This window comes from Burkholderia pseudomultivorans, assembly GCF_001718415.1.
Classification (GTDB): Bacteria; Pseudomonadota; Gammaproteobacteria; order Burkholderiales; family Burkholderiaceae; genus Burkholderia; species Burkholderia pseudomultivorans_A.
Genome location: NZ_CP013377.1, coordinates 402,694 through 426,130, shown reverse-complemented (window position 1 = coordinate 426,130; position 23,437 = coordinate 402,694). Strand labels below are relative to the sequence as shown.

Annotated in this window: 16 protein-coding genes; 10 read left to right on the top strand and 6 right to left on the bottom strand. The window is 69.6% G+C overall.

The genetic code is table 11. The features are described 5' to 3' along the window. The first annotated feature begins 50 nt into the window (after window positions 1-50). The 3 genes from WS57_RS01835 to WS57_RS01825 all read left to right on the top strand — a co-directional run bounded on the left by WS57_RS01835 (window position 51) and on the right by WS57_RS01825 (window position 4,509). On the top strand, window positions 51-1,547 hold the full coding sequence (locus tag WS57_RS01835; protein ID WP_069243665.1) for a PLP-dependent aminotransferase family protein: 1,497 nt from the start codon (window positions 51-53) through the stop codon (window positions 1,545-1,547). A 183-nt stretch (window positions 1,548-1,730) separates the two neighbouring features. Further along, on the top strand, window positions 1,731-3,962 hold the full coding sequence (locus tag WS57_RS01830) for a penicillin-binding protein 1A (RefSeq protein ID WP_059605121.1): 2,232 nt from the start codon (window positions 1,731-1,733) through the stop codon (window positions 3,960-3,962). Between the two features lie 100 nt (window positions 3,963-4,062). Beyond that, a complete protein-coding gene (locus WS57_RS01825; RefSeq protein WP_009691235.1) occupies window positions 4,063-4,509 on the top strand; it encodes a nuclear transport factor 2 family protein in 447 nt (148 codons plus the stop codon). A gap of 15 nt (window positions 4,510-4,524) precedes the next feature. Here the strand turns inward: WS57_RS01825 and WS57_RS01820 are convergent, their stop codons facing one another. Continuing rightward, entirely contained in the window at window positions 4,525-5,697 is a 1,173-nt protein-coding gene (locus tag WS57_RS01820; protein WP_009691234.1) for a hypothetical protein, read from the bottom strand. 455 nt (window positions 5,698-6,152) lie between these two features. Then, the gene (locus tag WS57_RS01815; protein ID WP_009691233.1) at window positions 6,153-7,571 is read right to left on the bottom strand and encodes an MFS transporter; all 1,419 of its coding nucleotides are present in this window, start codon (window positions 7,569-7,571) and stop codon (window positions 6,153-6,155) included. A gap of 406 nt (window positions 7,572-7,977) precedes the next feature. Between WS57_RS01815 and WS57_RS01810 the strand changes: the two genes are divergently transcribed. Next, window positions 7,978-10,428 (top strand): DUF3772 domain-containing protein, encoded by a 2,451-nt coding sequence (locus tag WS57_RS01810; RefSeq protein ID WP_059518218.1) that lies wholly within the window; start codon window positions 7,978-7,980, stop codon window positions 10,426-10,428. Window positions 10,429-10,542: 114 nt separating this feature from the next. Here WS57_RS01810 and WS57_RS01805 read toward each other — a convergent pair whose 3' ends face one another. Then, complete coding sequence (locus WS57_RS01805; RefSeq protein WP_059518216.1) at window positions 10,543-12,054, bottom strand: aldehyde dehydrogenase family protein; 1,512 nt, start codon at window positions 12,052-12,054, stop codon at window positions 10,543-10,545. A 516-nt stretch (window positions 12,055-12,570) separates the two neighbouring features. Between WS57_RS01805 and WS57_RS01800 the strand changes: the two genes are divergently transcribed. The 3 genes from WS57_RS01800 to WS57_RS01790 all read left to right on the top strand — a co-directional run bounded on the left by WS57_RS01800 (window position 12,571) and on the right by WS57_RS01790 (window position 16,325). After that, on the top strand, window positions 12,571-14,151 hold the full coding sequence (locus tag WS57_RS01800) for an amino acid permease (RefSeq protein WP_069243664.1): 1,581 nt from the start codon (window positions 12,571-12,573) through the stop codon (window positions 14,149-14,151). A gap of 115 nt (window positions 14,152-14,266) precedes the next feature. Then, entirely contained in the window at window positions 14,267-15,535 is a 1,269-nt protein-coding gene (locus WS57_RS01795; RefSeq protein ID WP_040132027.1) for an NAD(P)/FAD-dependent oxidoreductase, read from the top strand. 115 nt (window positions 15,536-15,650) lie between these two features. Further along, a complete protein-coding gene (locus WS57_RS01790) occupies window positions 15,651-16,325 on the top strand; it encodes a TetR family transcriptional regulator (protein ID WP_009689240.1) in 675 nt (224 codons plus the stop codon). Between the two features lie 60 nt (window positions 16,326-16,385). On the opposite strand, the gene WS57_RS01785 is transcribed toward WS57_RS01790, so the two are convergent. Next, entirely contained in the window at window positions 16,386-18,167 is a 1,782-nt protein-coding gene (locus WS57_RS01785) for a phospholipase D-like domain-containing protein (protein WP_069243663.1), read from the bottom strand. Between the two features lie 218 nt (window positions 18,168-18,385). Continuing rightward, on the bottom strand, window positions 18,386-19,144 hold the full coding sequence (locus tag WS57_RS01780) for a DeoR/GlpR family DNA-binding transcription regulator (RefSeq protein WP_009689238.1): 759 nt from the start codon (window positions 19,142-19,144) through the stop codon (window positions 18,386-18,388). Window positions 19,145-19,379: 235 nt separating this feature from the next. On the opposite strand from WS57_RS01780, the gene WS57_RS01775 reads away from it, so the two are divergent. From WS57_RS01775 to nadE, 3 genes are all read left to right on the top strand, one after another. Next, window positions 19,380-19,568 carry a hypothetical protein gene (locus WS57_RS01775; RefSeq protein WP_040130995.1) on the top strand — a complete coding sequence of 63 codons (189 nt, stop codon included), beginning with the start codon at window positions 19,380-19,382 and terminating at the stop codon, window positions 19,566-19,568. A 190-nt stretch (window positions 19,569-19,758) separates the two neighbouring features. Then, the gene (locus WS57_RS01770; RefSeq protein ID WP_059518212.1) at window positions 19,759-20,628 is read left to right on the top strand and encodes a DMT family transporter; all 870 of its coding nucleotides are present in this window, start codon (window positions 19,759-19,761) and stop codon (window positions 20,626-20,628) included. Window positions 20,629-20,757: 129 nt separating this feature from the next. After that, complete coding sequence (nadE, locus tag WS57_RS01765; protein ID WP_059518210.1) at window positions 20,758-21,636, top strand: ammonia-dependent NAD(+) synthetase; 879 nt, start codon at window positions 20,758-20,760, stop codon at window positions 21,634-21,636. A gap of 78 nt (window positions 21,637-21,714) precedes the next feature. Here the strand turns inward: nadE and WS57_RS01760 are convergent, their stop codons facing one another. After that, complete coding sequence (locus WS57_RS01760; RefSeq protein WP_059518208.1) at window positions 21,715-23,391, bottom strand: S10 family peptidase; 1,677 nt, start codon at window positions 23,389-23,391, stop codon at window positions 21,715-21,717. Window positions 23,392-23,437: the final 46 nt, after the last annotated feature.

Here is a 23,437-nt window from a genome sequence, read left to right as displayed (position 1 = left end):
CTGGTTTATGCTGTAGAGCCGGTTTGGAACATTTTCAGCAGACCAGAATCATGGCTAGAACGCCCCGGATCGTCGAAATCCCGTCGCTCGGCGCACTCGACCGTGCGGCCGGCGACCTGAGCCGCCAGCTCGCGCAGTCGTTGCGGGAAGCGGTGCGCCGAGGCGACGTGCGGCCCGGCGACACGCTGCCGTCCACGCGGCTGCTCGCGGCGTCGCTGCAGGTCGCGCGCGGCACCGTCGTCGACGCGTACGCGCAGCTCGTCGCCGAAGGCTGCCTCGAATCGCGCGGCGGCGCCGGCACGCGCGTCGCGAACGCGCTCGCGACGCCGGCGCCGCCCGACGCCCGCCAGACCGAACGCCAGCCCGCGGCCCGCGCCGGCCTGCCGGAGCCGGCCGCGACCTTCGCGCGGATCGCCCGCGAATTCCGTCCGCTGCCGGCCGTACCGTTCGCGGTGTCGGTGCCGGTCGGGCTCACCGCGCCCGACGACATCTGGCGGCGGCTCGGCAACCGCCTGCGTGCACGCGGCGCCGGCGCGCCGGCCGGCTATGCCGATCCGCAGGGCGCGCTGCCGCTGCGCGAGGCCATCGCCGACTACGTGCGCCGCTCGCGCTCGGTGCGCTGCGAAGCCGGCCAGGTCGTGATCACGAGCGGCACGCAACAGGGGCTGCATCTCGCGAGCCAGGTGCTGCTCGGCGCGGGCGATCGCGCATGGGTCGAGAATCCGGCCTATCGCGGCATCACGTCGCTGCTCGAAAGCACGGGCCGGGGCGACGCGATGGTCCGCGTGCCGGTCGACGCGGACGGCATCGACGTCGAAGCGGGGATCCGCGCCGCGCCGCACGCGCGCGCCGCGTTCGTGACGCCGTCGCACCAGTATCCGCTCGGCATGCCGATGAGCATGGCGCGCCGCAATGCGCTGCTCGCGTGGGCGCGCACGCAGCGCGCCTGGGTGGTCGAGGACGACTACGACAGCGAGCTGCGCTACGAAGGCTATCCGTTCCCGTCGCTGCAGGGCCTCGATCCCGATCGCGTGGTCTATCTCGGCACCTTCAGCAAGATCCTGTTCCCGTCGCTGCGGCTCGGCTACGTGATCGCGCCCGACGAGCTCGTGCCCGCGTTCTGCGGCGCCCGCGCGCTGATGGATCGTCATGCGCCGACCGCCGACCAGCACGTCCTCGCCGCCTTCATCTCGGAAGGCCATCTCGACCGCCATATCCGCCGCGTGCGCGGCGTGTACGCGGAGCAGCGCGCGCTGCTGATCGACACGCTCGCCGCACGGCTGCCGCGCGAGCGCGCGTGGGTGCAGCCCGGCGACCAGGGCATGCACGTCGTGCTCTGGCTCGCCGACGGCATCGATGATCTCGACGTGGTGGCCCGCGCGGCCGATGCCTGCATCGCGGTGCGCGCCGTGTCGCCGATGTTCGCGCCGGGCACCGCGCGCCCGGGGCTCGTGCTCGGCTTCGGCGGGTTCGACCGCGCGCAGCTGGAGGCGGCCGCGCAGCGGCTCGCGCAAGTCGTCGCGGCCGCCGGCCCGGCGCGTCGCTGAACGCCGCGGCGGTCCGGCGCCGGGCGCGATTCGTCAGACCGATGGCGGCGCGCGCAGCGATAAAGGTTGTCGGCGGGCAACAAACGTAATCGTCTGTAAATCCTGCAAGCAAAACCCGGTTTCGGGCCCCGGCCTGCCCGTCCCGTTTGCTAGGATCGCGCCTTTTCCGCCCGTGCCCCCGCCGTGAGTCGCTTCGTGCCGTTCCTTCGAGATTCGTGGACCCGCTGCCGCGCCCGCATCGCGCCGCTCGCCGCCGCCTGCGCCGCGCGCGCCCGGATGCTGTCCGGCCGCGGCCTGCACGCGCTGCGCCATCCGACGCGGCGCGGCGTCGCGCTGACGCTTGCCGCGATACCGGTGCTCGGCGTGCTGGTCCTGCTCGCGTTCGTGCCATTCACGCCGAGCATCGGCGACATCCGCAAGGCGCGCATCGATCGCCCCGCGCGCGTGCTGTCGGCCGACGGCCGGCTGATCGCCGAATTCCGCCCCGTCAACCGCGAATGGGTGCCGCTCAAGCTGATCTCGCCGCACACCGTCGATGCGCTGATCGCGACCGAGGACCGCCGCTTCTACGCGCATCACGGCATCGACTGGCGCCGCACGATCGCGGCCGCACTGCATACGTTCTCCGGCGATCGCCAGGGCGGCTCGACGATCACGCAGCAGCTCGCACGCAACCTGTATCCGGACGAAGTCGGCCGCGCGCCGACGCTCACGCGCAAGCTCAAGGAGCTCGTCACGGCGTTCAAGATCGAGATGGTGTACAGCAAGGCCGAGATCTTAGAAACCTACCTGAACACCGTGCCGTTCCTGTACAACGCGTACGGCGTCGAGATGGCCGCGCGCACCTACTTCGGCAAGTCGGCGGACCAGCTCGATATCGTCGAGAGCGCGACGCTGGTCGGGATGCTGAAGGGCAACAGCTACTACAACCCGGTGCTGAATCCCGAACGGGCCCTGCAGCGCCGCAACATCGTGCTCGACCAGATGGCGAAGGCCGGCATGCTGTCGCCGGCGCAGCTCGCGAAACTGCAGCGCCGGCCGCTGCGCGTCGATTTCGAGCGACAGACGCCGGAGCCGGGCCCCGCCCCGCACTTTGCGGTGCAGCTGCGCAAGTGGCTGATCGCATGGGCCGACAGCCACAACTACGACCTCTACTCGGACGGGCTCGTGATTCGCACGACGCTCGACGCGCGGCTGCAGGACATGGCGACGCAGGCGCTCGAGACGCAGACCGCGCGGCTGCAGGCGGTCGCCGACGCCGCATGGCGCGGCCCGTCCGGCTGCGGGCTGCGCAACGACCTGTTCCGCGGCTTCATGCGCCAGACGCCCGACTACCGCGACGCGCGCGACGCGGGGCTGGCCGATGCGGCGGCCCTCCGCCAGCTCGGCGCGAATCGCGCGTTCATGCGCGCGCTGTGCGAGCGCAAGACGCAGGTGCAGGCCGGCTTCATCGCGATCGATCCGCGCAACGGGGCGATCCGCGCGTGGGTCGGCAGCCCCGACTTCGGCGACGAGCCGTTCGACCACGTGCAACAGGCGCGCCGCCAGCCGGGCTCGACCTTCAAGCCGTTCGTGTACGGCGCCGCATTCGCGGACGGCGCGCGCCCGGACGACACCTACGTCGACCGCGACGTCGCGATTCCGCTCGGCCGCCATGCGGTCTGGCGGCCGACCGACGCCGACCCGCCGACCGGCGAGCCGATGACGCTGCGCGACGCGCTCGCGCAGTCGAACAACCGCGTCACCGCGCAGCTGATGCAGCGCGAAGGCGCGGCGAAGGTCGCGCAGCTCGCGCGGGCGATGGGCGTGCGCGACAGCCCGCTCGACGCGGTGCCCTCGCTCGCGCTCGGCACGAGCCCGGTCACGCTGAAGGAAATGGTGTCCGCGTACGGCACGATCGCGAACCGCGGCGTCTATGTCGCCCCGCAGATGATCACGCACATCGAGGATCGCAACGGCAAGGTGCTGGCCGCGTTCGGCAGCGCGCCGCCGGAACGCGCGCTGTCGGCGAGCGCCGCGCTGACGCTCGTCGACGTGATGCGCGACGTCGTCGATCGCGGCACGGGCGCCGACATCCGCATGCGCTACGGCATTCGCGACGACGTCGCCGGCAAGACCGGCACGACGCAGGACAACGCGGACGGCTGGTTCATCCTGATGCATCCGCAGCTCGTCGCCGGGGCGTGGGTCGGCTTCGACGACGGCAGCGTGACGCTGCGCAGCAACTACTGGGGCGCGGGCGCGCACAGTGCGCTGCCGATCGTCGGCACGTTCTTCGACGACGCGCTACGCGCGCGGGCGATCGACCCGCGCGTGCAGTTCTCGCCCGACTTCCGGCCGCGCAGCGCACCTGCGCCGGCGCAGCGGCGGCGTGCGCATCCGGGGCTGTTCGACTGGTTGAGGCTGTTCCGCTAGCGCCGCGCGGGCGCCCGATTCGATTAGTCCAACTGGACGAAGCGGGCGCGACGCCCGCCGCGCACCATCGCCTTCACCGACAACCGGCAACGGAGGCCGCATGACCCAGAGCGCCGTCGATATCGCGAACCTGCTGTACCGCTACGCGGAGCGGCTCGACGCCGGCGACCTGCCGGGCGTCGCCGAGCTGTTCCGGCATGCGCGCATCAGGACGCACGCAGGCGCGCCGCCGATCGACGCCGACGCGCTGCTCGCGCTGTTCGACGCGCGCGTGAAGCGCTACCCGTGCGGCACGCCGCGCACGAAGCACGTCGTGACCAACCCGATCATCGAGATCGACGAAGCCGCGCATCGCGCGACCGCGCGCTCGTACTACACGGTGCTGCAGGCCGTCGAAGGACTGCCGCTGCAGCCGATCGCCGCGGGCCGCTATCACGATGCGTTCGAGCGCGTCGACGGCGCATGGCGCTTCGCGTTCCGCGACTACGCCGGGTTCGATTTCGCGGGCGACCTGAGCCATCACCTGAATCCCGCGCCGCAGCCGTGACGCGACAGGTTCGCGTCAATCCGCCGTATCGCCGCCCTTCGGCACCTTCGACCATGCGCTGCGTCCCGGCAGCGGCGACCACGCCGGCCGCGTCTTGCGCGCGCTGTCGATCACGACCAGATAGCGGCCGGCGATCGGCGTGATGTCGCGATCGGCGCGCAGCACCCAGAACGACTTGCCGGCTTCGACACGCGCCTGGTAGTCGTCGTCGAGAATGCCGTGCCGGTCGAGGAACGTGTTCAGCGACGCGGGGATCCGCACGCATCCTTTCGAGTGCCGGATGCCGAGCAGCGGCTCCAGTCGATCGGGATCGGTCGCATGCATCTGGAAGCGCATCTGCGACGTGCCGCCCTTGCCCCAGCCACGCTCGCCGTCCACCCAGCCGAAATCGTAGATGCGCATGTCGCGGCGACCGTAGCCGCGAATGCCGTTCTCGTTGGTCGTGCCTTCCGCGCGAAAGTCCATGTTGTCGGGCGTGTGATGGAACACGCCGAGCGGCGTCAGGAAATGGTCGTACTGGCCCGGCAGCCCGGTGCCGACCGGCGATGCGCCGATCATCAGCCACGCATTCGCCGGCGTCGCGCGAAAGTAGATGAAGATCGCCTGCACGTTCGGCGCGCGATCGACCATCGCCACGTATTCGCCGGCCAGGTCGCCGAGGTTCGCGTCGTCGAGCGCCTTCTGCAGCCGCACGCCATATGCGCGCTGCTCGCTCGCGGGCACGTTCAGGCGACGCGTGACTTCCTGCGCGAACCGCTTGCGCATGTCGATCGCGCGCACGGTCGCGCTTTCGGCCTCCTGCGCGGACAGTGGCGGATGTCGGCGCGGCGGCGTGGGCGGTGCGGCCTCGCTCGCGGGCGTGGCGGATGCGGCGGAGGCGGCCGAAGCAGGCGATACGGGCGACGCCGCCGAGGCCGGCGATGCGGACGATGCGCCGGACGCCGCCGACGCAGGTTTCGCGGCGGAAGCCGCGTGCGCATGGGAAGCGGCCGACGCGGGCGACTCGACGGACGAGCCCCCTGCAGCCGACGACGACGCGTCGGACGCGGCCAGCGCGGCCGGCGCGGTCAACAGGGAAATCGGCGGGACGGCAGCCAGCCACACGCAGGTGGCGATTGCGAGGGTCAGGCAGCGCGGCTTGTTACGACGCCGCGTCAGGTCGGGAAGCATCATGCGATCGAGAACCATCGGCCGGCCTGGCCGCCGCACAGGGCGAGCGGCACGCCTGTCGCGCGAACCATCGATGCATCCGGCGCATCGTGTGCGCCGATGTCGACGCCTCTGCGCGGCGAGACCGTTTGCGTATGCAACGTGTCCGGTCCAATGGCGGTACAAGAGTCGTCAGATATTTCATTCTACGCGCCCGCGTCAGAATCGGCAGCGATGAAGCCCCGCTTTTGCGACGAATTTGCGTTTCGTCACCGGTTGTTTCAACTCGTTGCCGCTTGCTCGGCGATCGCGTGTCACGCTTAGAAGTTAAACCCTCATGGCGCCGCGGCCATGCCGCGCCCCGGCCGCTTCCGCGAGAGGAATGCCGCGCCTTCCGTTCGCATCCCGAATGATTTCCGGCATGCAGTTTTCCCGAATAGCGTCGCGCCCCACCCCTTCCAGGGGCACGACGCGACGCACGCGCCGAGCAGCCTTCAGCGGGAAATCGTCTCGAGCGCGATGCCCTTGGTCCGCGGCCCCATCAGCCCGATCGCGGCCATCACGATCACCATCGCGCCCGCGATGAACGCGAACACGCCGACCGTGCCGAACCCCTTGAGCACGGCCGCGATCACGAACGACGAGAAGATCGCCGAGAAGCGGCTCCACGAATAGACGAAGCCCACCGCGCGGGCGCGGATCGAGGTCGGGAACAGTTCGGCCTGGTACGCGTGGAAGCTGTACGACATGATGTTGTTCGCGAGCGTGAGGCCGATGCCGAGCACGATCAGGAACGCGCCGACCGTGGTCTGGCTGAACATCAGCCCGCAGACGATGATGGCCGCGGCCATCGCGACGATCACCGACTTGCGCTCGAAGCGATCGGCGATCACGAGGCCGATCAGCGGGCCGATCGGCGCGGCGAGCGCGATCACGCTCGAATACATCAGGCTCGACGTGATCGTGATGCCCTGCTTGATCAGCAGCGTCGGCACCCAGTTCGCGAAGCCGTAGAAGCCGACCGTCTGGAACACGTTGAAGATCGTCATCATGATCGTGCGGCTGCGATACGGCGACACCCACATGTCGCGGAAACGGCCGCGCTCCGTCACCGGCTGCGCGGGCGCGGGCGCCGGCAGCGGGCGCCCGTACTCGGCCTCGACCTTCGCCTCGAGCGCGCGCATCACGCGATCGGCTTCGTCGAGCCGGCCCTGCTGCGCGAGCCAGCGCGGGCTTTCCGGCAAGCCGCGGCGAATCCACCAGACGAAGATCGCGCCATGCGCGCCGATCAGCACGACCCAGCGCCAGCCGTCGAGGCCGAACGGCGCGCGCGGCACCAGCAGATAGGCGAGAAACGCGACCACCGGCACCGCGACGAAGCCGACCGCCTGCTCGCACGCGAACGCGCGGCCGCGAATTTGCTTCGGCACGAGTTCGGAGATGTACGTGCCGATCGTCACCATCTCGACGCCGAGGCCGAGGCCGACGACGAAGCGCCAGAAGTTCAGCCCCGCTGCGGTGTCCTGGAACGCCATCACGACGTTGGCGGCCGTGTACCACAGCAGCGACCACGTGAAGATCGCGCGGCGGCCGAACCGGTCGGCGAGAAAGCCGCACGCGATCGTGCCGATGAACAGCCCGGAGAACAGCGCGGCGATGAAGCTCGCGACGCCCGTCGTGCCGAACAGGCCGTGCGTCGTCGCGCTGAGGATGCCGCTTTTCACGAGGCCCGGCGCGACGTAGCCGCTGTAGAGCAGGTCGTAGAGCTCGAAGAAGAAGCCGAGGCTCAGCAGCACGACGAGTTTCCAGACGCTGCGCGTCGGCGGCAGGCGGTCGAGGCGTGCCGAGATCGAGCCGGCGTCGATCGGCGAAGATAAGGCGGGTGCCTGCGGAATGCTGTCCGTTGAGGCCATCTTGGATGCGTCTCCTGATCGTGTCGTCTGTTGTTGTCGGCGGCGTCGGGGGTGCGCCGCGCGCATCGCTGCATTGTACCGGCACGCCCCGCCGTCACGGGTGCGGGCCGGAACACGCGTTTTCGCGCCCGATAATGTGTAAATTGCGTAACCGTCTGTCGGGCCCGGCGTGCGCCGCGAACCGCGCCTGCGACGCCGCCGGCCGGTGCCGACTGCCGCCTCCGGCCCCGCGGCACGGGGCGCGCGGGACGATTTCGCGCCGACGCGCCCCGCCCCGACCGCCACGAATCGCAGCGGCGATCCGCGCGACCGCCATCGCCGCGCCCCGGTAACATGCTACCGGGCCAACCGCCGGCCAGCGGATGCCGTTCGGCAATCGACAGTGTCGGCAAATCGTAAGCATTCCATGTCCATACAACGACTCTCCACCTACGCACGCCGGATCGCGCTGATCGCATTGCTGCAGTTCGCGGCGATCGCGACCGCGTCGGCGTTTCCGGCGGCGGCGTCCGCGCCGGGCGCGAGCGCCGTCGGCGCGCCGGCCGCCCCCACCATTTCGCTGACCGAAGCGGTTGCGCAGCTGAAGCAGATGCAGGTCGAACAGGACCGCATCAAGCAACAGACGGCGACCGCCGACAACAGCAAGGCGCTCGACGCGCTCGACGACGCGACCCAGGAACTCAGTACCGCGGTCGGCAAACTGCAGGGCGAGCTCGTCCCGCAGCGCGCGCAGATCCAGGCGCAGCTCGACGTGCTCGGGCCGCCGCCCGCCGCGGGCGCCGCGCCCGAAACGCCGGCCGTCGCGCAGCAGCGCGCGGCGCTGAACGCGCGCAAGACGCAGATCGATGCGGCGCTGAAGCAGGCCGCCGACCAGAAAACCAATCTCGCGAACCTTTCCGACCAGTTCGCGAAGCTGCATCGCAGCCTGCTGAAGAATCAGCTCGCGTTCCGCTCGGGCAGCATCTTCGGCGCGCAGTTCTGGCTGCCGCTGTTCCACCTGTCGCCGGAAGACGTGCAGCGGCTCGCCGACTTCAACGCGGAACTGCGCGACATGCTGCAATCGTCGTGGACGCCCGGCCAGCGCACGATCACCGTGCTGCTGCTGGTCGCCGCGCTGGCCGTCTGGAGCGGCGGGCGCCGGCTCGTCGAACGCGCGCTCGCCTGGTTCTGCCTGAACCGCCTGCCGCCGACGCGCCTGCGCCGCAGCGCGCTGGCGCTGTCGACGGCCGTCTCGACCCTGCTGACGACCGCGATCGCGGTCCAGATCCTCTACCTCGCGGTGGCGCGCCACTACGAGCTGACGCCGGCGATGACCGACCTGTGGGACCAGTTCGCGAAGCTGGCCGCGACCTGCGCGCTGATCGCCGGGCTCGGCCGCGCGCTGCTGTGCACGAACCATCCGACCTGGCGGCTGCCGGCGCTCGCCGATCCGGTCGCGCTCGCGATGAAGCCGTTTCCGGGCGTGCTGGCCGGGCTGCTGCTGGTGTCCGGCGCGCTCGAGTCGATCAACCGGATCGCCGACACGAGCCTGTCGGTCACGCTGTTCGGTCGCGGCATCGTGTCGCTCGTCGTCGCGCTGACGGTCGGCGCGTCGCTGTTGCGCTCGAACCGCGTGCGCAGCGCGCTCGCGGCGGCTGGCGAGTCGCCCGAGCAGCGCTCGACGCTCGCCGGGCTGATCCACGCCGGCGTGACGCTGGCGATCGTCGCGTCGCTGGCCGCGCTCGCGATCGGCTACATCACGGTCGCACGCTTCATCACCTACGAGCTCGTGTGGTTCGAGATCGTGCTGTGCAGCGTGTACGTGCTCACGCAGCTGATGCGCGACGCGAGCGAAAGCCTGTTCTCGGCGAACCTGTCGACCGGCAAGCAGATCAAGCACCTGTTCGCGCTCGACGACAAGCATCTCGAACAGGCGCATACCGTGCTGTCGGGCCTCAGCACCAGCCTGCTGATGCTGCTCGCGGCGATCGCGCTGCTGACGGGCGGTTTCGGCACGACGCCCGGCGACCTGCTCGACAGCGTGACCGCGATGGTCGGCGGCCAGCGGCTGCAGAGCCTGAACATCATGCCCGACCGGATCATGAACGCCGTGATCGGCTTCGCGATCGGCTTCTACCTGCTGCGCTCGGTGCGCCGCTGGCTCGACGACGAGTTCATGCCCGCGCTCGGCATGGACGCCGGGATGCGCGTGTCGCTGATCACGCTGTTCACCAACGTCGGCTACGTGCTGCTCGTGCTGATGACGCTCGGGCTGCTCGGCGTCCGCTGGAACAACCTCGCGTGGATCGTCAGCGCGCTGTCGGTCGGTATCGGCTTCGGCCTGCAGGAGATCGTGAAGAACTTCGTGTCGGGGCTGATCCTGCTGACCGAGCGTCCGGTGAAGGTCGGCGACATGATCAGCATCGCCGGCGTCGAAGGCGACATTCGCCGCATCAACGTGCGCGCGACCGAGATCCAGCTCAGCGATCGCTCGACCGTGATCGTGCCGAACTCGCAGCTGATCTCGCAGAACCTGCGCAACGTGACGATGGGCAACAGCACGCAGGGCGTCGCGACGCTGGTGCTGACGTTTCCGCTGAATACCGATCCCGAGCAGGTGCGCGACCTGCTGCTCGACGCGTATCGCGAACACCCGGCGATTCTGGAAAAGCCCGCGCCGTCGGTCACGTTCAGCCAGCTCGCGCCGGACGGCATCACGCTGAGCGTGACGGGCTACGTGTCGAGCCCGCGGATCGCCGGTTCGACGAAGAGTGACCTGCTGTTCGAGATCCTGAAGCAGCTGCGCGCGGCCGGCATCACGCTGTCGAGCCCGCAGATGCTGGTCGTGCAGAACATGCCTTCAGCCGACGGCGCCTGAGCGCGGCGCGCGCCGCCGGCGCGCATCGCTTCCCCGCAACGAAGAAGGCCGGTCGCCGCATCGCGGCAACCGGCCTTTGGCATTGACGCGCAGCGCCCTTCCGGGCGCGTCGCCTTACACGTCGAACTTCACGCCCTGCGCGAGCGGCAGTTGACGGCTGTAGTTGATCGTGTTCGTCGCGCGGCGCATGTAGGCCTTCCACGCATCCGAGCCCGACTCGCGGCCACCGCCCGTTTCCTTCTCGCCGCCGAACGCGCCGCCGATCTCCGCGCCGCTCGTGCCGATGTTCACGTTGACGATCCCGCAGTCGCTGCCGGCCGCCGACATGAACTGCTCGGCCTCGCGCATGTCGTTCGTGAAGATCGCCGACGACAGGCCCTGCGGCACCGCGTTGTGCACCGCAATTGCGTCGTCGAAGTCGTCGTAGACCATCACGTAGAGGATCGGCGCGAAGGTCTCGCGCTCGACCACCGCCGACTGCTTCGGCATCCGGACCAGTGCCGGGCGCACGTAGTACGCATCCGCATGACCGACGTCGACGCGCTCGCCGCCCTTCACCTCGCCGCCCTGCTCGCGCGCATCGGCCAGCGCCTTCTGCATCGCGTCGAACGACGCGCGGTCGACCAGCGGGCCGACCAGCGTGCCTTCCTCGAGCGGATTGCCGACCTTCACCGACGCGTAGGCCTTCTCGATGCGCGGCAGCAGCTGGTCGACGATGCTGCGATGGACGATCAGGCGGCGCAGCGTCGTGCAGCGCTGGCCGGCCGTGCCGACCGCCGCGAACGTGACCGCGCGCACGACGAGATCGAGATCCGCGCTCGGCGCGACGATCATGCCGTTGTTGCCGCCGAGTTCGAGGATGCCGCGCGCGAGACGCTGGCTCAGCACCTTCGCGACTTCCGTGCCCATCCGCACGCTGCCCGTCGCGCTGACGACCGGCACCTTCTTCGACGAGGTCAGCACCTCGCCGACGTCGCGCATGCCGAGCACCAGTTGATGCAGGCCTTCCGGCGCCACGCCCGGATGGGTCTTGTCGAATTCACGCAGCGCCTTGCCGAGCAGTACGTGGCACGCGATCGCGGTGAGCGGCGTCTTTTCCGACGGCTTCCACACGACCGGGTCGCCGCACACGAACGCGAGCGCCGCATTCCACGCCCATACGGCGACCGGGAAGTTGAACGCCGAGATCACGCCGCACACGCCGATCGGGTGCCACGTTTCCATCATCCGGTGGCCCGGGCGCTCCGACGCGATCGTCAGGCCGTAGAGCTGGCGCGACAGGCCGACCGCGAAGTCGCAGATGTCGATCATTTCCTGCACTTCGCCGAGGCCTTCCGACGTGATCTTGCCGGCCTCGAGCGTGACGAGACGGCCGAGCGCGGCCTTGTGCTCGCGCAGCACGTTGCCGAACACGCGTACGAGCTCGCCGCGCACCGGCGCGGGCACCGTGCGCCATTTGAGGAATGCGTCGTGCGCGGCGTCGATCTTGCGCTCGGCGTCGGCGGGCGTGTCGACCGCCAGCGTCGCGAGCGTCGCGCCGTCGAGCGGCGAGCGCGCGGTCAGCGCGCTGCCTTTCCACTGGGCGAGATCGATGTCGAGCGCAGCAAGAATGTCGTTGAATTGCATCACTTCCTCTTCAGGGACAGATTGATCGGTGCGGCGGCGACGCCGCCCGCGTGATTCGATTGGAGCGCGTTCGCGCGCCCTGTGCAAGCGGATGCGCGCCGCGAGCGGCCCGCTGCGCGAGCGCCGCGGCCTCGCCGGAAACACGTCCGGCCGGCGCAGGCGCGCCTCGCGAGGCACGATCCATGCATCGCATTGTCGGTGGCCACAAGTCGGGCCGCTATTGATATTAACTCACGACTTCATTCCCAAAACGCAACACCTCGACGGCGTGAAACGCCCCGTTCCGGCGTGCCGACGGGATACCGCCGAAGCCGGCGCCGCGCAGCGGCGCACGCCGCGATCCGGTACGAGTTGATGAGCCAACCGCATCAACCAGTTCGGAAATATCGTTTGCAGGCGGTTTGCGGACCCCACACAATCGGGGCCGCGTCGAGGTGCCGCCGCGGCCGGCGCGCCGACGGCCGCCTGCGCCTCATATCGAAAAAACAATTCCGGAGACAGCGCCCAGCACCCGCCATGCACTCAGATGCCCGCCCCGATTCCTCTCGCCCGCCCGGCTCGCGTCCCGCGAAGCCGGCCCTTCACCGCAGCCTGCAGGCGCGCCATCTGCGCATGATCGCGATCGGCGGCTCGATCGGCACGGGCCTGTTCGTCGCGTCCGGCGCGTCGATCTCGCAGGCCGGCCCCGGCGGCGCGATGGTCGCGTACATGCTGATCGGCCTGATGGTGTACTTCCTGATGACGAGCCTCGGCGAAATGGCTGCCTTCATGCCGGTGTCGGGCTCGTTCGCGACCTACGGGTCCAAGTTCGTCGACGAGGGCTTCGGCTTCGCGCTCGGCTGGAACTACTGGTACAGCTGGGCCGTCACGCTCGCGGTCGAGCTGGTCGCCGCGCAGCTCGTGATGAACTACTGGTTTCCGCACGTGCCGGGCGTCTGGTGGAGCGCGCTGTTCCTCACGCTGATCTTCGCGCTCAACGCGCTGTCGGTGCGCGGCTTCGGCGAGGCCGAATACTGGTTCGCGCTGATCAAGGTGCTGACCGTGATCGCGTTCCTCGGCATCGGGCTGCTGATGATCTTCGGCGTGCTGAAGGGCGGGCCGAGCGCGGGCCTCGCGAATTTCTCGATCGGCGACGCGCCGTTCGCGGGCGGCTGGGCGGCGATGCTCGGCGTCGCGATGATCGCGGGCTTCTCGTTCCAGGGCACCGAAATGATCGGCGTCGCAGCCGGCGAATCGGAGAACCCGCGCACGACGATTCCGCGCGCGGTCAGTCAGATCTTCTGGCGGATCCTGCTGTTCTATGTGCTCGCGATCTTCGTGATCGGCGTGCTGATTCCCTATACCGACCCGAGCCTGCTGAAAAGCGACGTGACCGATATCGGCGTGAGCCCGTTTACGCTGGTGTTCCGCCACGCGGGCCTCGCGTTCGCGGCCGGCGTGATGAACGCGGTGATCCTGACGGCCGTGCTGTCGGCCGGCAACTCGGGCATGTATGCGTCGACGCGGATGCTGTACAACCTCGCCGTCGAAGGCCGCGCGCCGAAGCTGTTCGCGAAGCTGTCGCCGGGCGGCGTGCCGCGCAATGCGCTGTATGCGACGACCGCGGTCGGCGCGCTGTGCTTCCTCACGTCGCTGTACGGCAACAAGACCGTCTACCTGTGGCTGCTGAACACGTCGGGGATGGCCGGCTTCGTCACGTGGCTCGGCATCGCGGTCAGCCATTACCGGTTCCGCAAGGGCCTGCTGAAGCAGGGCTATCGCCTCGACCAGCTGCCGTACCGCGCGAAGGGGTTCCCGTTCGGCCCGATCTTCGCGTTCGTGCTGTGCGCGATCGTCGCGCTGGGCCAGGACTATCAGGCCTTCCTCGCCGACCGGATCGACTGGGCCGGCATCGCGGCGACCTACATCGGCCTGCCGTTCTTCCTCGTGATCTGGCTCGGCTACGCGCTGGTGCGCAAATGCCGCCTCGTTCGCTACGAGGACATGGAGATCGCGCCGTGGATCGAGCGCAACGCCGTACCCGAGCCCGCGACCGATAGCACCGCCAGCTACCCGTCCGGCGTCGCGCGCGCGGCGAACCCGACGCCGGGCATCTGACCACCCGGGAGGCCGCCCGGCGCGGCGGCCCGACAACCATTCGACGCGGCGCGCGCATTCAGGCAAGATCGACGCGCGCCGCCTGTTTTTCCGCCGTTACGAGTCATCGAATCGCATGCAGAACTTCTACGAAGCCACCGTTAGCCGCCAGCCCTATCCGCAACTGAGCGGCACCCTCGACACCCAGGTCTGCATCGTCGGCGGCGGCCTCGCCGGCCTGTGCACGGCGCTCGGTCTCGTCGAGCGCGGCGTGCGCGACGTGATCGTGCTCGACGGCGAGCGGGTCGGCTTCGGTGCGTCGGGCCGCAACGGCGGCTTCGTGTTCGGCGGCTACAGCCTCGACAACGCCGACCTGCTGCGCACGCTCGGCCGCGACGAAGCGCGCCGCCTGTACCGCCTGACGATCGACGCGGTCGACCTGATCCGCGCGCGGATCGCGCGCTACGGCATCGACTGCGACATCGTCGACGAGGGCGTGATGCTCGCGAACTGGTTCGACGATCCGTCGCGGCTCGACAGCGTGCGTTCGCTGATGAAGCGCGAATTCGACGTCGACTGGGAACCGGTCGCGACCGACGCGCTGCGCGCGCGGCTGAAAAGCACGCGCTACTACGGCGGCCTGTTCGAGCCGAACGCATTCCACTTCCATCCGCTCAAGTACGTGCTCGGCGTCGCGGCGGCCGCGGCGCGCGGCGGTGCGCGCATCTACGAACGCTCGGCTGCGCTCGGCATCGCGCGCGAAGGCGCCGGCTACGTCGTGCGCACGGCGCAGGGCGCGGTGCGCGCGAAGGACGTCGTGTTCGCGGGCGGCGGCTACGCGCGCGGCGTGTCGCCGCGCATCGAGCGCGCGGTGCTGCCGATCGCCACTTACGTGATCGCGACCGAGCCGCTTGGCGACCGCCTGAAGGCGGCGATCGACGCGCCTTACGCGATCTACGACACGCGCTTCGCGTTCGACTACTACCGTCCGCTGAAGGACACGCGCATCCTGTGGGGCGGCCGGATCTCGGTGCTCGACCGCGGCCCCGACGCGATCGCGCGCCTGCTGCGGCGCGACCTGCTGCGCGTCTATCCGCAGCTCGCGGACGTGAAGGTCGAATACGCATGGGGCGGCCTGATGAGCTACGCACGGCACAAGATGCCGCAGATCGGCCGCGACGCGGACGGCGTGTGGCACGCGATCGCGTTCGGCGGTCACGGGATGGCGCCGACCACGGTGGCCGGCGAGACGCTCGCCGCCGCGCTGGCCGAAGGCCGGCCGGTGCCGGACGGCTTCGGCGCGTTCGGGCTCACGCGCACCTTCGGGCTCGCGGGGCTGGCCGCCGCGCAGCTCACGTATACCGCGTACCAGGCCCGCGACGCGCTCGCGTCGTGCCGCCGCTGAGCGCGTCGCGGCGGCGAAAACCGCGCCGGGATTAGAGCGGAGGGTCGGCGGGACGCCGGTTTTCCGCATGCTAGAATGCCCGTTCCAAGCCGCCGCTAAGCCACAACAACGTCACATGAAAGCAGGAAGCAAGGCCGCCACGTCCGCCCCCCGCGCGCTTCCGTCCGATGCGCGGCGCAAATACGATCCCGAGCAAACCAAGCGCAACATCCTCGACGTCGCCACGCAGGAATTCTCCGCGATGGGCCTCGCCGGCGCGCGCGTCGATGCGATCGCCGAGCGCACCAACACGACGAAGCGCATGCTCTACTACTACTTCGAAAGCAAGGAAGGCCTGTACGAGGCCGTGCTGGAGAAGGTCTACGGCGACATCCGCGAACTCGAGCAGGAACTGCACGTCGGCGACATGGAGCCGCGCGAAGGGATGCGCCGGCTCGTCGAATTCACGTTCGACTATCACGACAAGCATCGCGACTTCGTCCGCCTCGTGTCGATCGAGAACATCCACGGCGCGAAGTATCTCGAACAGCTGAAGTCGTTCAAGAACCGCAACGTCAGCATCATCAAGACGCTCGAGGAACTGCTCGAGCGCGGCGCGGCGAGCGGCGTGTTCCGCCAGGACATCGACGCATTCGACCTGCACCTGCTGATCAGTTCCTTCTGCTTCCATCGCGTGTCGAACCGCTACACGTTCGGCGCCGCGTTCGGCCGCGACCCGTCGGCGCCGCGCCTGCGCGCGCGGCATCGCGAGACGATCGCCGACTCCGTGCTGCGCTACGTCGCCGCATAACGCGATATCGCGCGGTGTCGCGCGCCGGCTGCGTCGCAGCCGCGCGCGTGCATCGGTCCGTCAGTTCGTCGGCGCGCTCGACGCCAGCGCGATCCGCGCCTTCTCCTCGGGGCTGCCCGCCACGTAGTACTTCTTCGCCCAGCTCGAATCGGGCGCGAGCGCGAGCCGCGCATGCGCGCCCGTGCCGCCCTGCTTCGCCTCGATCGCGAGCGCCCGCGCCCGGTAGTGCTCGTAGAGCCGCAGGAATTCCGCGAGATAGGTGCCGGCGATCCGCGCGTCGCGTATCTCGAGCAGGTTCTCGTCGTTGTACTGCTCGGAATTGCGGCTCATGTTCGCCGAACCCGTATAGACGACCGGATTCGCGCCTTCCGCATCGATCACGATGAACTTGTGGTGGATCACGACGGGCGGATAGGCCGGCGCCGGTTCGCCCGGGAACAGCCGCAGTTCCGGTTCGAAACCCTGCGGCACCGTCGCCGGCGAGAAATACGCGGCGTCGATCACGTCGCGATGGTCGCGCCGGCGATGGTACAGCTCCAGGTTCGCGAGCGTCGCCGCGTCGAGCGACTGCCCGGCCCGCTGCGCGGTATCGGCCTTCGTCGCGCTGCCGGCGTTGATCCGGTTCACGAGCCCGAACATCATCAGCCCGCGGTCGCCGGCCGCGAAGCATGCGTCGCGCAGCGCCGCGTCGGTCGGCATGAACAGGCAGAACGACACCGAATGCCGCGCGGCCGCGATCGCGGCGACGATCGTGTCGATCTCGGTGCGCTGCCCCGCCGGCTCCGGAGAAAACGCGACGCGCACCTGCGCGCTGCCGACCGTCAGCGGCGCCGACCAGCCCGACGACAGGCGCGCGGTCTCCGCGATCGACGGATTCGCGGCCAGCGCCCGCGCGCGCTCGTTGTACAGCGCGGCGAGCGCGGGCGAGTCGAACGCGTGCAGCACGTTGGCCTGCTCGGTCAGCCCTTCGGTCGTGAAATTCGCGGAGCCGGTCAGCACGCGCGCGGGCGCGACGCCCGCGCCCGTGTTCGTCACGATGAACTTGTCGTGCATGATGTGCGTCCTGTCGCGCGGCGCGAGCGTCGCGAGGCCCTGCAGCGCGTCGACGGCCGGCTGGTTCGGCGACGGCAGCGGCGGCTTGCCCTTGCGGGCGGTCACGTGCGCGTCGTAGACGATCGCGAGCGACGCTTCGCCGTGCGCCCGCCCGAACGCTTCGAAGGCGGGCAGCGCCCACAGCGTGTCGATCAGGTGATAGACGGCCGACGCCGCGCGCGACGCAGGATCGAGCATCTCGGCGAACACCTGCTCCATGTCGTTCGCGAGCCAGGTGCGCAGCTTCAGCGCCTGCGCGTCGCTCGGCGCTTCGCCCGGTGCGAGGCCGAGCGCCGCGACCTGCTTCGCGAACGCCTGCGAGCTGACCACCGCGCGGTTGAACCACGTGCCGATGCCGTCCTCCACGTGCGCGGGCAGCACGACGCGACACTCGCCGGCCTGCGCGTCGAGCACCTGCAGGTTCGCCGGCGTGCCGACGACCGGATAGACGTCGTAACGGAACGCGGCGCCGCGGTCCTGCGGATCGATGCGCGCGTCCCACCACATGAATTTCTGGATCGGCGCCTGGTCGGTCGGCGCGTCGCCCTGCGTATCGGCGGCCGGACCGTCGAAGGTCAGGCGGTTCGGCAGCCAGTTGTACGGCGCGCGCGTCCTGCCGTCGGCCGACCAGAAGCCGGGCGTGCGCCGGATCGCGAAACCGAGGAAGTCGGTGCGCGACGCCGCGTCGGGCCAGTCGAAGGCCAGCAGGACCAGGGTGGGGGACAGATAGCTGCGCACGCTGACGGACATCGTTGCTCCCAGGCTCGGGGCCGGTCGAATGGACGAATCGGGAAGGTTCTCGACGGCGGCGGAATCGCGGAATCGCGCGGATCGCGGCCCGGCCTGCGCGCGGCTCTCACCGGCCGGGCCGGCGAGGCGCGCGAAATTCGACGAGAACATGCCCGAGTGTCCGCAACGGTGTTGCCGTCCGGATGACGGTGCGATGAATCTTGTGTGTCAGGCGTGCGTCAGTCGCACAGCAGCAGCTCGATGCCGCGCGCGGTCAGCGCACGGCGCACGGCCTTGTCCGGCGCGCGTTCGGTGACGAGATAGCGCGCGGCCGAGGTGCCGTTGATCCGCACCGGCGTCACGCGGCCGAACTTCGAGTGATCGGCGACGATGATCGCCGTGCCGGCCGCCGCGATCATCCGGCTGCGCACCTCGGCCGCCAGCCGCGAGTAGTCGGTGCATTCGCCGTCGGCCGTGATGCCGCCCGCGCCGACGAACGCGAAATCGACGTGGTACTGCGCGAGCTGCTGGATCGTGTCGAGCCCGAAGGTCGCGTCCTCGTCGTCGGACAGCTCGCCGCCGAGCAGCGTCACGCGGTTGCCGTTGCGCCGCGCGAGCACGAACGCGGTGCGCCAGTCGTTCGTGTAGATCGACAGCCGGTGCCGGTCGGCCAGCGCCAGCGCGACCGCGTGCGGCGTGCTGCCCGAGTCGATCAGCACCGATGCGTCGTCGGGCACGAATTCGGCCGCGCGGCGCCCGATCAGGCGCTTCGCATCGGCGTTCGCCGCCTCGCGTTCGGACAGGCTCGGCTCGCGCCGGTCGGCGGCCAGCGCGCCGCCGTGCGTCATCACGAGCAGGCCGCGCGCGGCCAGCGCGTTCAGGTCGCGCCGCACCGTCTCGCGCGATACGTCGAGCGAACGCACGAGTTCCGCGACCGACAGCGCGCCCGATCGCCCGAGTTCCGACAGGATGTATTGGTGACGTTGTTCCGCGAGCATCGTGTGATGCGCCCGAGGCGGCAGGTAATGGGAAAGCCGCCCATTGTATTACGGACGTTTGACGGCGATTTGACGACGGCGCGTCATGCGACGGCACGTCATGCGTCCGCGCCGCCCGGCAGCCGGGGCGGCCAAAAGCGAAATTCTGTATTGCCTGACGCGTGCGAATCGGCGCGGCGCCGGTTGCTACACTCTGCGCTTCGCCAAACGACAGACCATGCAGGGGGCTTGCGCAATGTATCGCAAAGGCAGTGTGCTCGAAATCCAGTTCTCGCCCGACCGGCTCAACGACGCGGCCGGCGATCCGTACTGGATCGACCTCACGCTCGACGAGGCGCGCCGCCTGTACGAGCAGCTCGCCGCGCGCTTCGCGACCGATGCGCGCGCCAACCAGCCGCTCGACACGTTCTCGCTCGACGACTGATCGCGCCGTCGCGCCGCTCGGCCCGCGCCGCCGGTCACAGCACGGCGGCGGCCGTTCGTGCAAGACGTCCCGGCCGTCCGCTTTCGCGCACGGCGCCCGACGAGTGCAGGATTCGACAAGACGCGCGCGCCGATTCGCCCGATACTGGCCGACTTGATGAATTTGTCGGCCGCGCCGCGGCCTGCTCCGCATGCTTACCTCGATCGTCGCCGCGCTGTTCGTCGCGCTGTGGTCCACCGGCTTCATCGTCGCCCGGGCCATCAAGCCCTACGCCGATCCCAACCTGTTCCTGCTCGCGCGTTTCGCGGGCACCGCCGCGCTGTTCGCGGCGGTTGCGCTCGCCGCGCGCGCGCCGTGGCCGGCCCGCCGCGAATGGCCGCGTCACCTGATCGCGGGCGCGCTGCTGCAAGGCGTCTACCTCGGCGCGAGCTACTGGGCCGTCGCGCAGGGGCTGAACGCGGGCGTGATGGCGCTGCTGGGCGCGTTGCAGCCGCTCGCCACGGCCGTGCTCGCGGTGCCGCTGTTCAACGAGCGCCTGCCCGCACGCGGCTGGATCGGCATGGCGCTCGGCCTCGCCGGCGTCGCGCTCGTGCTCGCACCGAAAGTCACGGGCGGTGTCGCGCCGCCGCCGGGCGCCGCACCGGCGTGGCTGGTCGTCACAGTGTCCGTGCTGGCGGTCGGCTCGATCACCGCGGGCTCGCTGTACCAGAAAGGCAGGCTCGCGCAAAGCGACCTGCGCACGGCGGTCGCCGTGCAGAACTTCGGCGCGGCGCTCGTCGCGGCCGTGTTCGTCGTGCTGCTGCATGAAACGCGCTGGATCGACGCGCCGGCGCTGTGGGTGTCGCTCGTGTGGGGCGTCGTGTTCCTGTCCGGCGGCGCGGTTACGATGCTGATGTGGATGCTGCGGCGCGGTAACGCGGCGCGCGCGACTGCGCTGCTGTTCCTCGCGCCGCCGCTGGCCGCGCTGCAGGGCTATCTGCTGTTCGGCGAAACGCTCGCGGCGATCCAGCTCGCCGGATTCGCGCTCGCGCTGGTCGGCGTCGTGCTCGCACGGCGCTGACGGCGGCGCGACGCGCGTATCGCGTGTCGCCGATGCAACGCACGCCCGCCGCAACGCCGGCGCGGCGCGGCACCGCGCCGCGATTGCGCTTATGATGAGCGCCTTGCATTTCGTTCCGGAACCCTTCCCATGACAGCCGCCGATTACGCCAGCCGCCAACGCGCAATCATTGCCGAACTGAACGTTGCCCCGCATTTCGACGCCGACGCCGAGATCGCCCGCCGCGTCGACTTCCTCGCGCAGTACCTGCGCTCGACCGGCCTGCGGACCTACGTGCTCGGCATCAGCGGCGGCGTCGATTCGTCGACGGCCGGCCGGCTCGCGCAGCTCGCCGTCGAGCGCCTGCGCGCCGAGGACTACGACGCGCGCTTCATCGCGATGCGCCTGCCCAACGGCGTGCAGAACGACGAAGCCGACGCGCAGCGCGCGCTCGCCTTCGTGCGCGCGGACGAAATCCTGACGGTCGACGTGAAGCCGGCCGCCGATGCGATGCTCGCGTCGCTCGCGGCCGCCGGCCACGCGTTCGAGACGCCGGCGCAGCAGGACTTCGTGCACGGCAACATCAAGGCGCGCGAGCGCATGATCGCGCAGTACGCGGTGGCCGGCGCCACGCGCGGCATCGTGATCGGCACCGACCACGCGGCCGAATCGCTGATGGGTTTCTTCACGAAATTCGGCGACGGCGGCGCGGACGTGCTGCCGCTCGCGGGCCTGAACAAGCGCCGCGTGCGCGCGGTCGCGCGCGCGCTCGGCGGCGACGAGGCGCTCGTGATGAAGGTGCCGACCGCCGATCTCGAGGAGCTGCGCCCGCTGCGCCCCGACGAGCACGCGTACGGCGTCAGCTACGACGAGATCGACGACTTCCTCGAAGGCAAGCCCGTCAGCGACCACGTCTACGAAACTGTGCTGCGCTTCTTCGACGGCTCGCGCCACAAGCGCGCGCTGCCGTACACGCCGTTCGACTGGCCGGGCCTCGGCTTCGCCTCGAACGCCGGCCACTGCGGCTGACGCGCGGGGGCCGGTCGATACCGACAACCGGCCGCGCGCGGCACCGCTTGCGCACGCGGCCGGACAACCGGCGCGGCGCTACGCGTGCCCGCCCGCCTTCTTCGCCTGCAGCGCGCGAATCCGCATCCGCGCGCCCGTATCGCCGACCGTCGCGTCGTACATCGCCGCGAGGTCGCGCTTCAGCGCGGTACGCGAGCCGCCGTCGAGATACACCATGTGCCCCGACGGATAGAACCGCGCAGACAGGTTCTGCCGCACCTTCTGATCCTCGAGCGGCATCTGCTGCAGGTCGATCACGGTCTGGTAGAACGGCGTGACGAAATCGTAGAGGCCGTTCGCCGACAGCACCTTCAGGTCGACGTTGAGCGCCATCACCGCGGCGAGGTCGCCGGCCGTATAGAGGATCACGTTCCCCTTCGCGTCGACGCCCTGCTGCGCGCCGGTCGGGTCGATGTGGCTGAAATCCCAGTTCTGGAATGCCTGGTCGTTCAGGTCCGTGAACGCGGAATTCGACGTGAACTTCAGCTGCTCGTTCAGGTAGTTGTTCCACATCGCCGTGTAGACGCCCGTCACGGCCGTCATCGTCGGGTCGTTGCCGCCCGAGTTCGGATCGATCTTGCCAGCGATGCCGGTCGAGATCGCCGTCACGCGACCGTCGTACGAGCCGAGCGCGAGCCCCTGCGAACGCAGCAGCGTCGTCAGGAACACCGAATTGCCGCGCGCGTCGTAACCGGCGATGTCGAGGCTCCACGACTGCAGCGTCGCCGTGTCGATGCCCGTGTATTCGGACAGCTTCTGCACGACCGCCTGGTCGGCCTGCGGAAACTTGCGCAGCGCGTTCAGGTAGTCGGTGCGCGCGAACTGCGCGACTTCCTCGACGAACGCACCGAGATCGGTCGGCGTCGGCGATACGCCGAGCCGCTTGTGATACCACGCGTCGGCGGCCGCGGTCGGCAGCGCGCCGACCGGGTTGCCGGCCTGGCGGTAGTCGAGGATCGACGACTGCAGCGTGACGCCGTTCAGGTCGACGCCGTCCTCGTGCAGCTTGTACGCGAGCACGCAGCTGCGCGCAGTGCCGTACGACTCGCCGAACAGGTATTTCGGCGAATTCCAGCGATTGTTCTTCGTCAGGTAGCGCTTGATGAACTGCTTCAGCGAATCCGCATCCTGGTCGACGCCCCAGAAATTGCGGTTCTTGTTCGGCGCGATCGCCGCCGAATAGCCGGTGCCGACCGGGTTGATGAACACCAGGTCGCTGTGGTCGATCATGCTGTCCGGGTTGTCTTCCATCTGGTACGGCGCGGGCGGCGTGAAGCCCGGCATCGACGTCCGGATCCGCTTCGGCGCGAACGAGCCGAGCAGCACGAACACCGACGACGAGCCGGGGCCGCCGTTGTAGAAGAACGTGACGGGACGCGTTTCCTCCTTCGCGCCGTCGGCCGTAAACGCGACATAGAACAGCTTTGCGGCCGGCTGCGAACTGCTCGGGTCGACCGTCACGAGATGGCCGGCCGTCGCCGTATAGGCGATGCGCTTGCCGTCGATCAGGATCGTGTGATGCGTGATCGCGGCCGCCTCGGTCGTGTCGGTCACCGAATCGTCGGGGCCGTTGCCGTATGCAACCGGATCGAAGAACGGCTGGTCGCGCCCGTGGCTCAGCGCGACCGGATTGACGCTCGGCGGCACGCCGTGCGAATTGTGGTCGCCGTGATGCAGCGGATACACGCCGCCGGAGGATGCGGAATCGATGCCCATCGTGCTGCTCCTGGAGGTAAGAAAAGACGCGGGGGCCCCCGCGTCG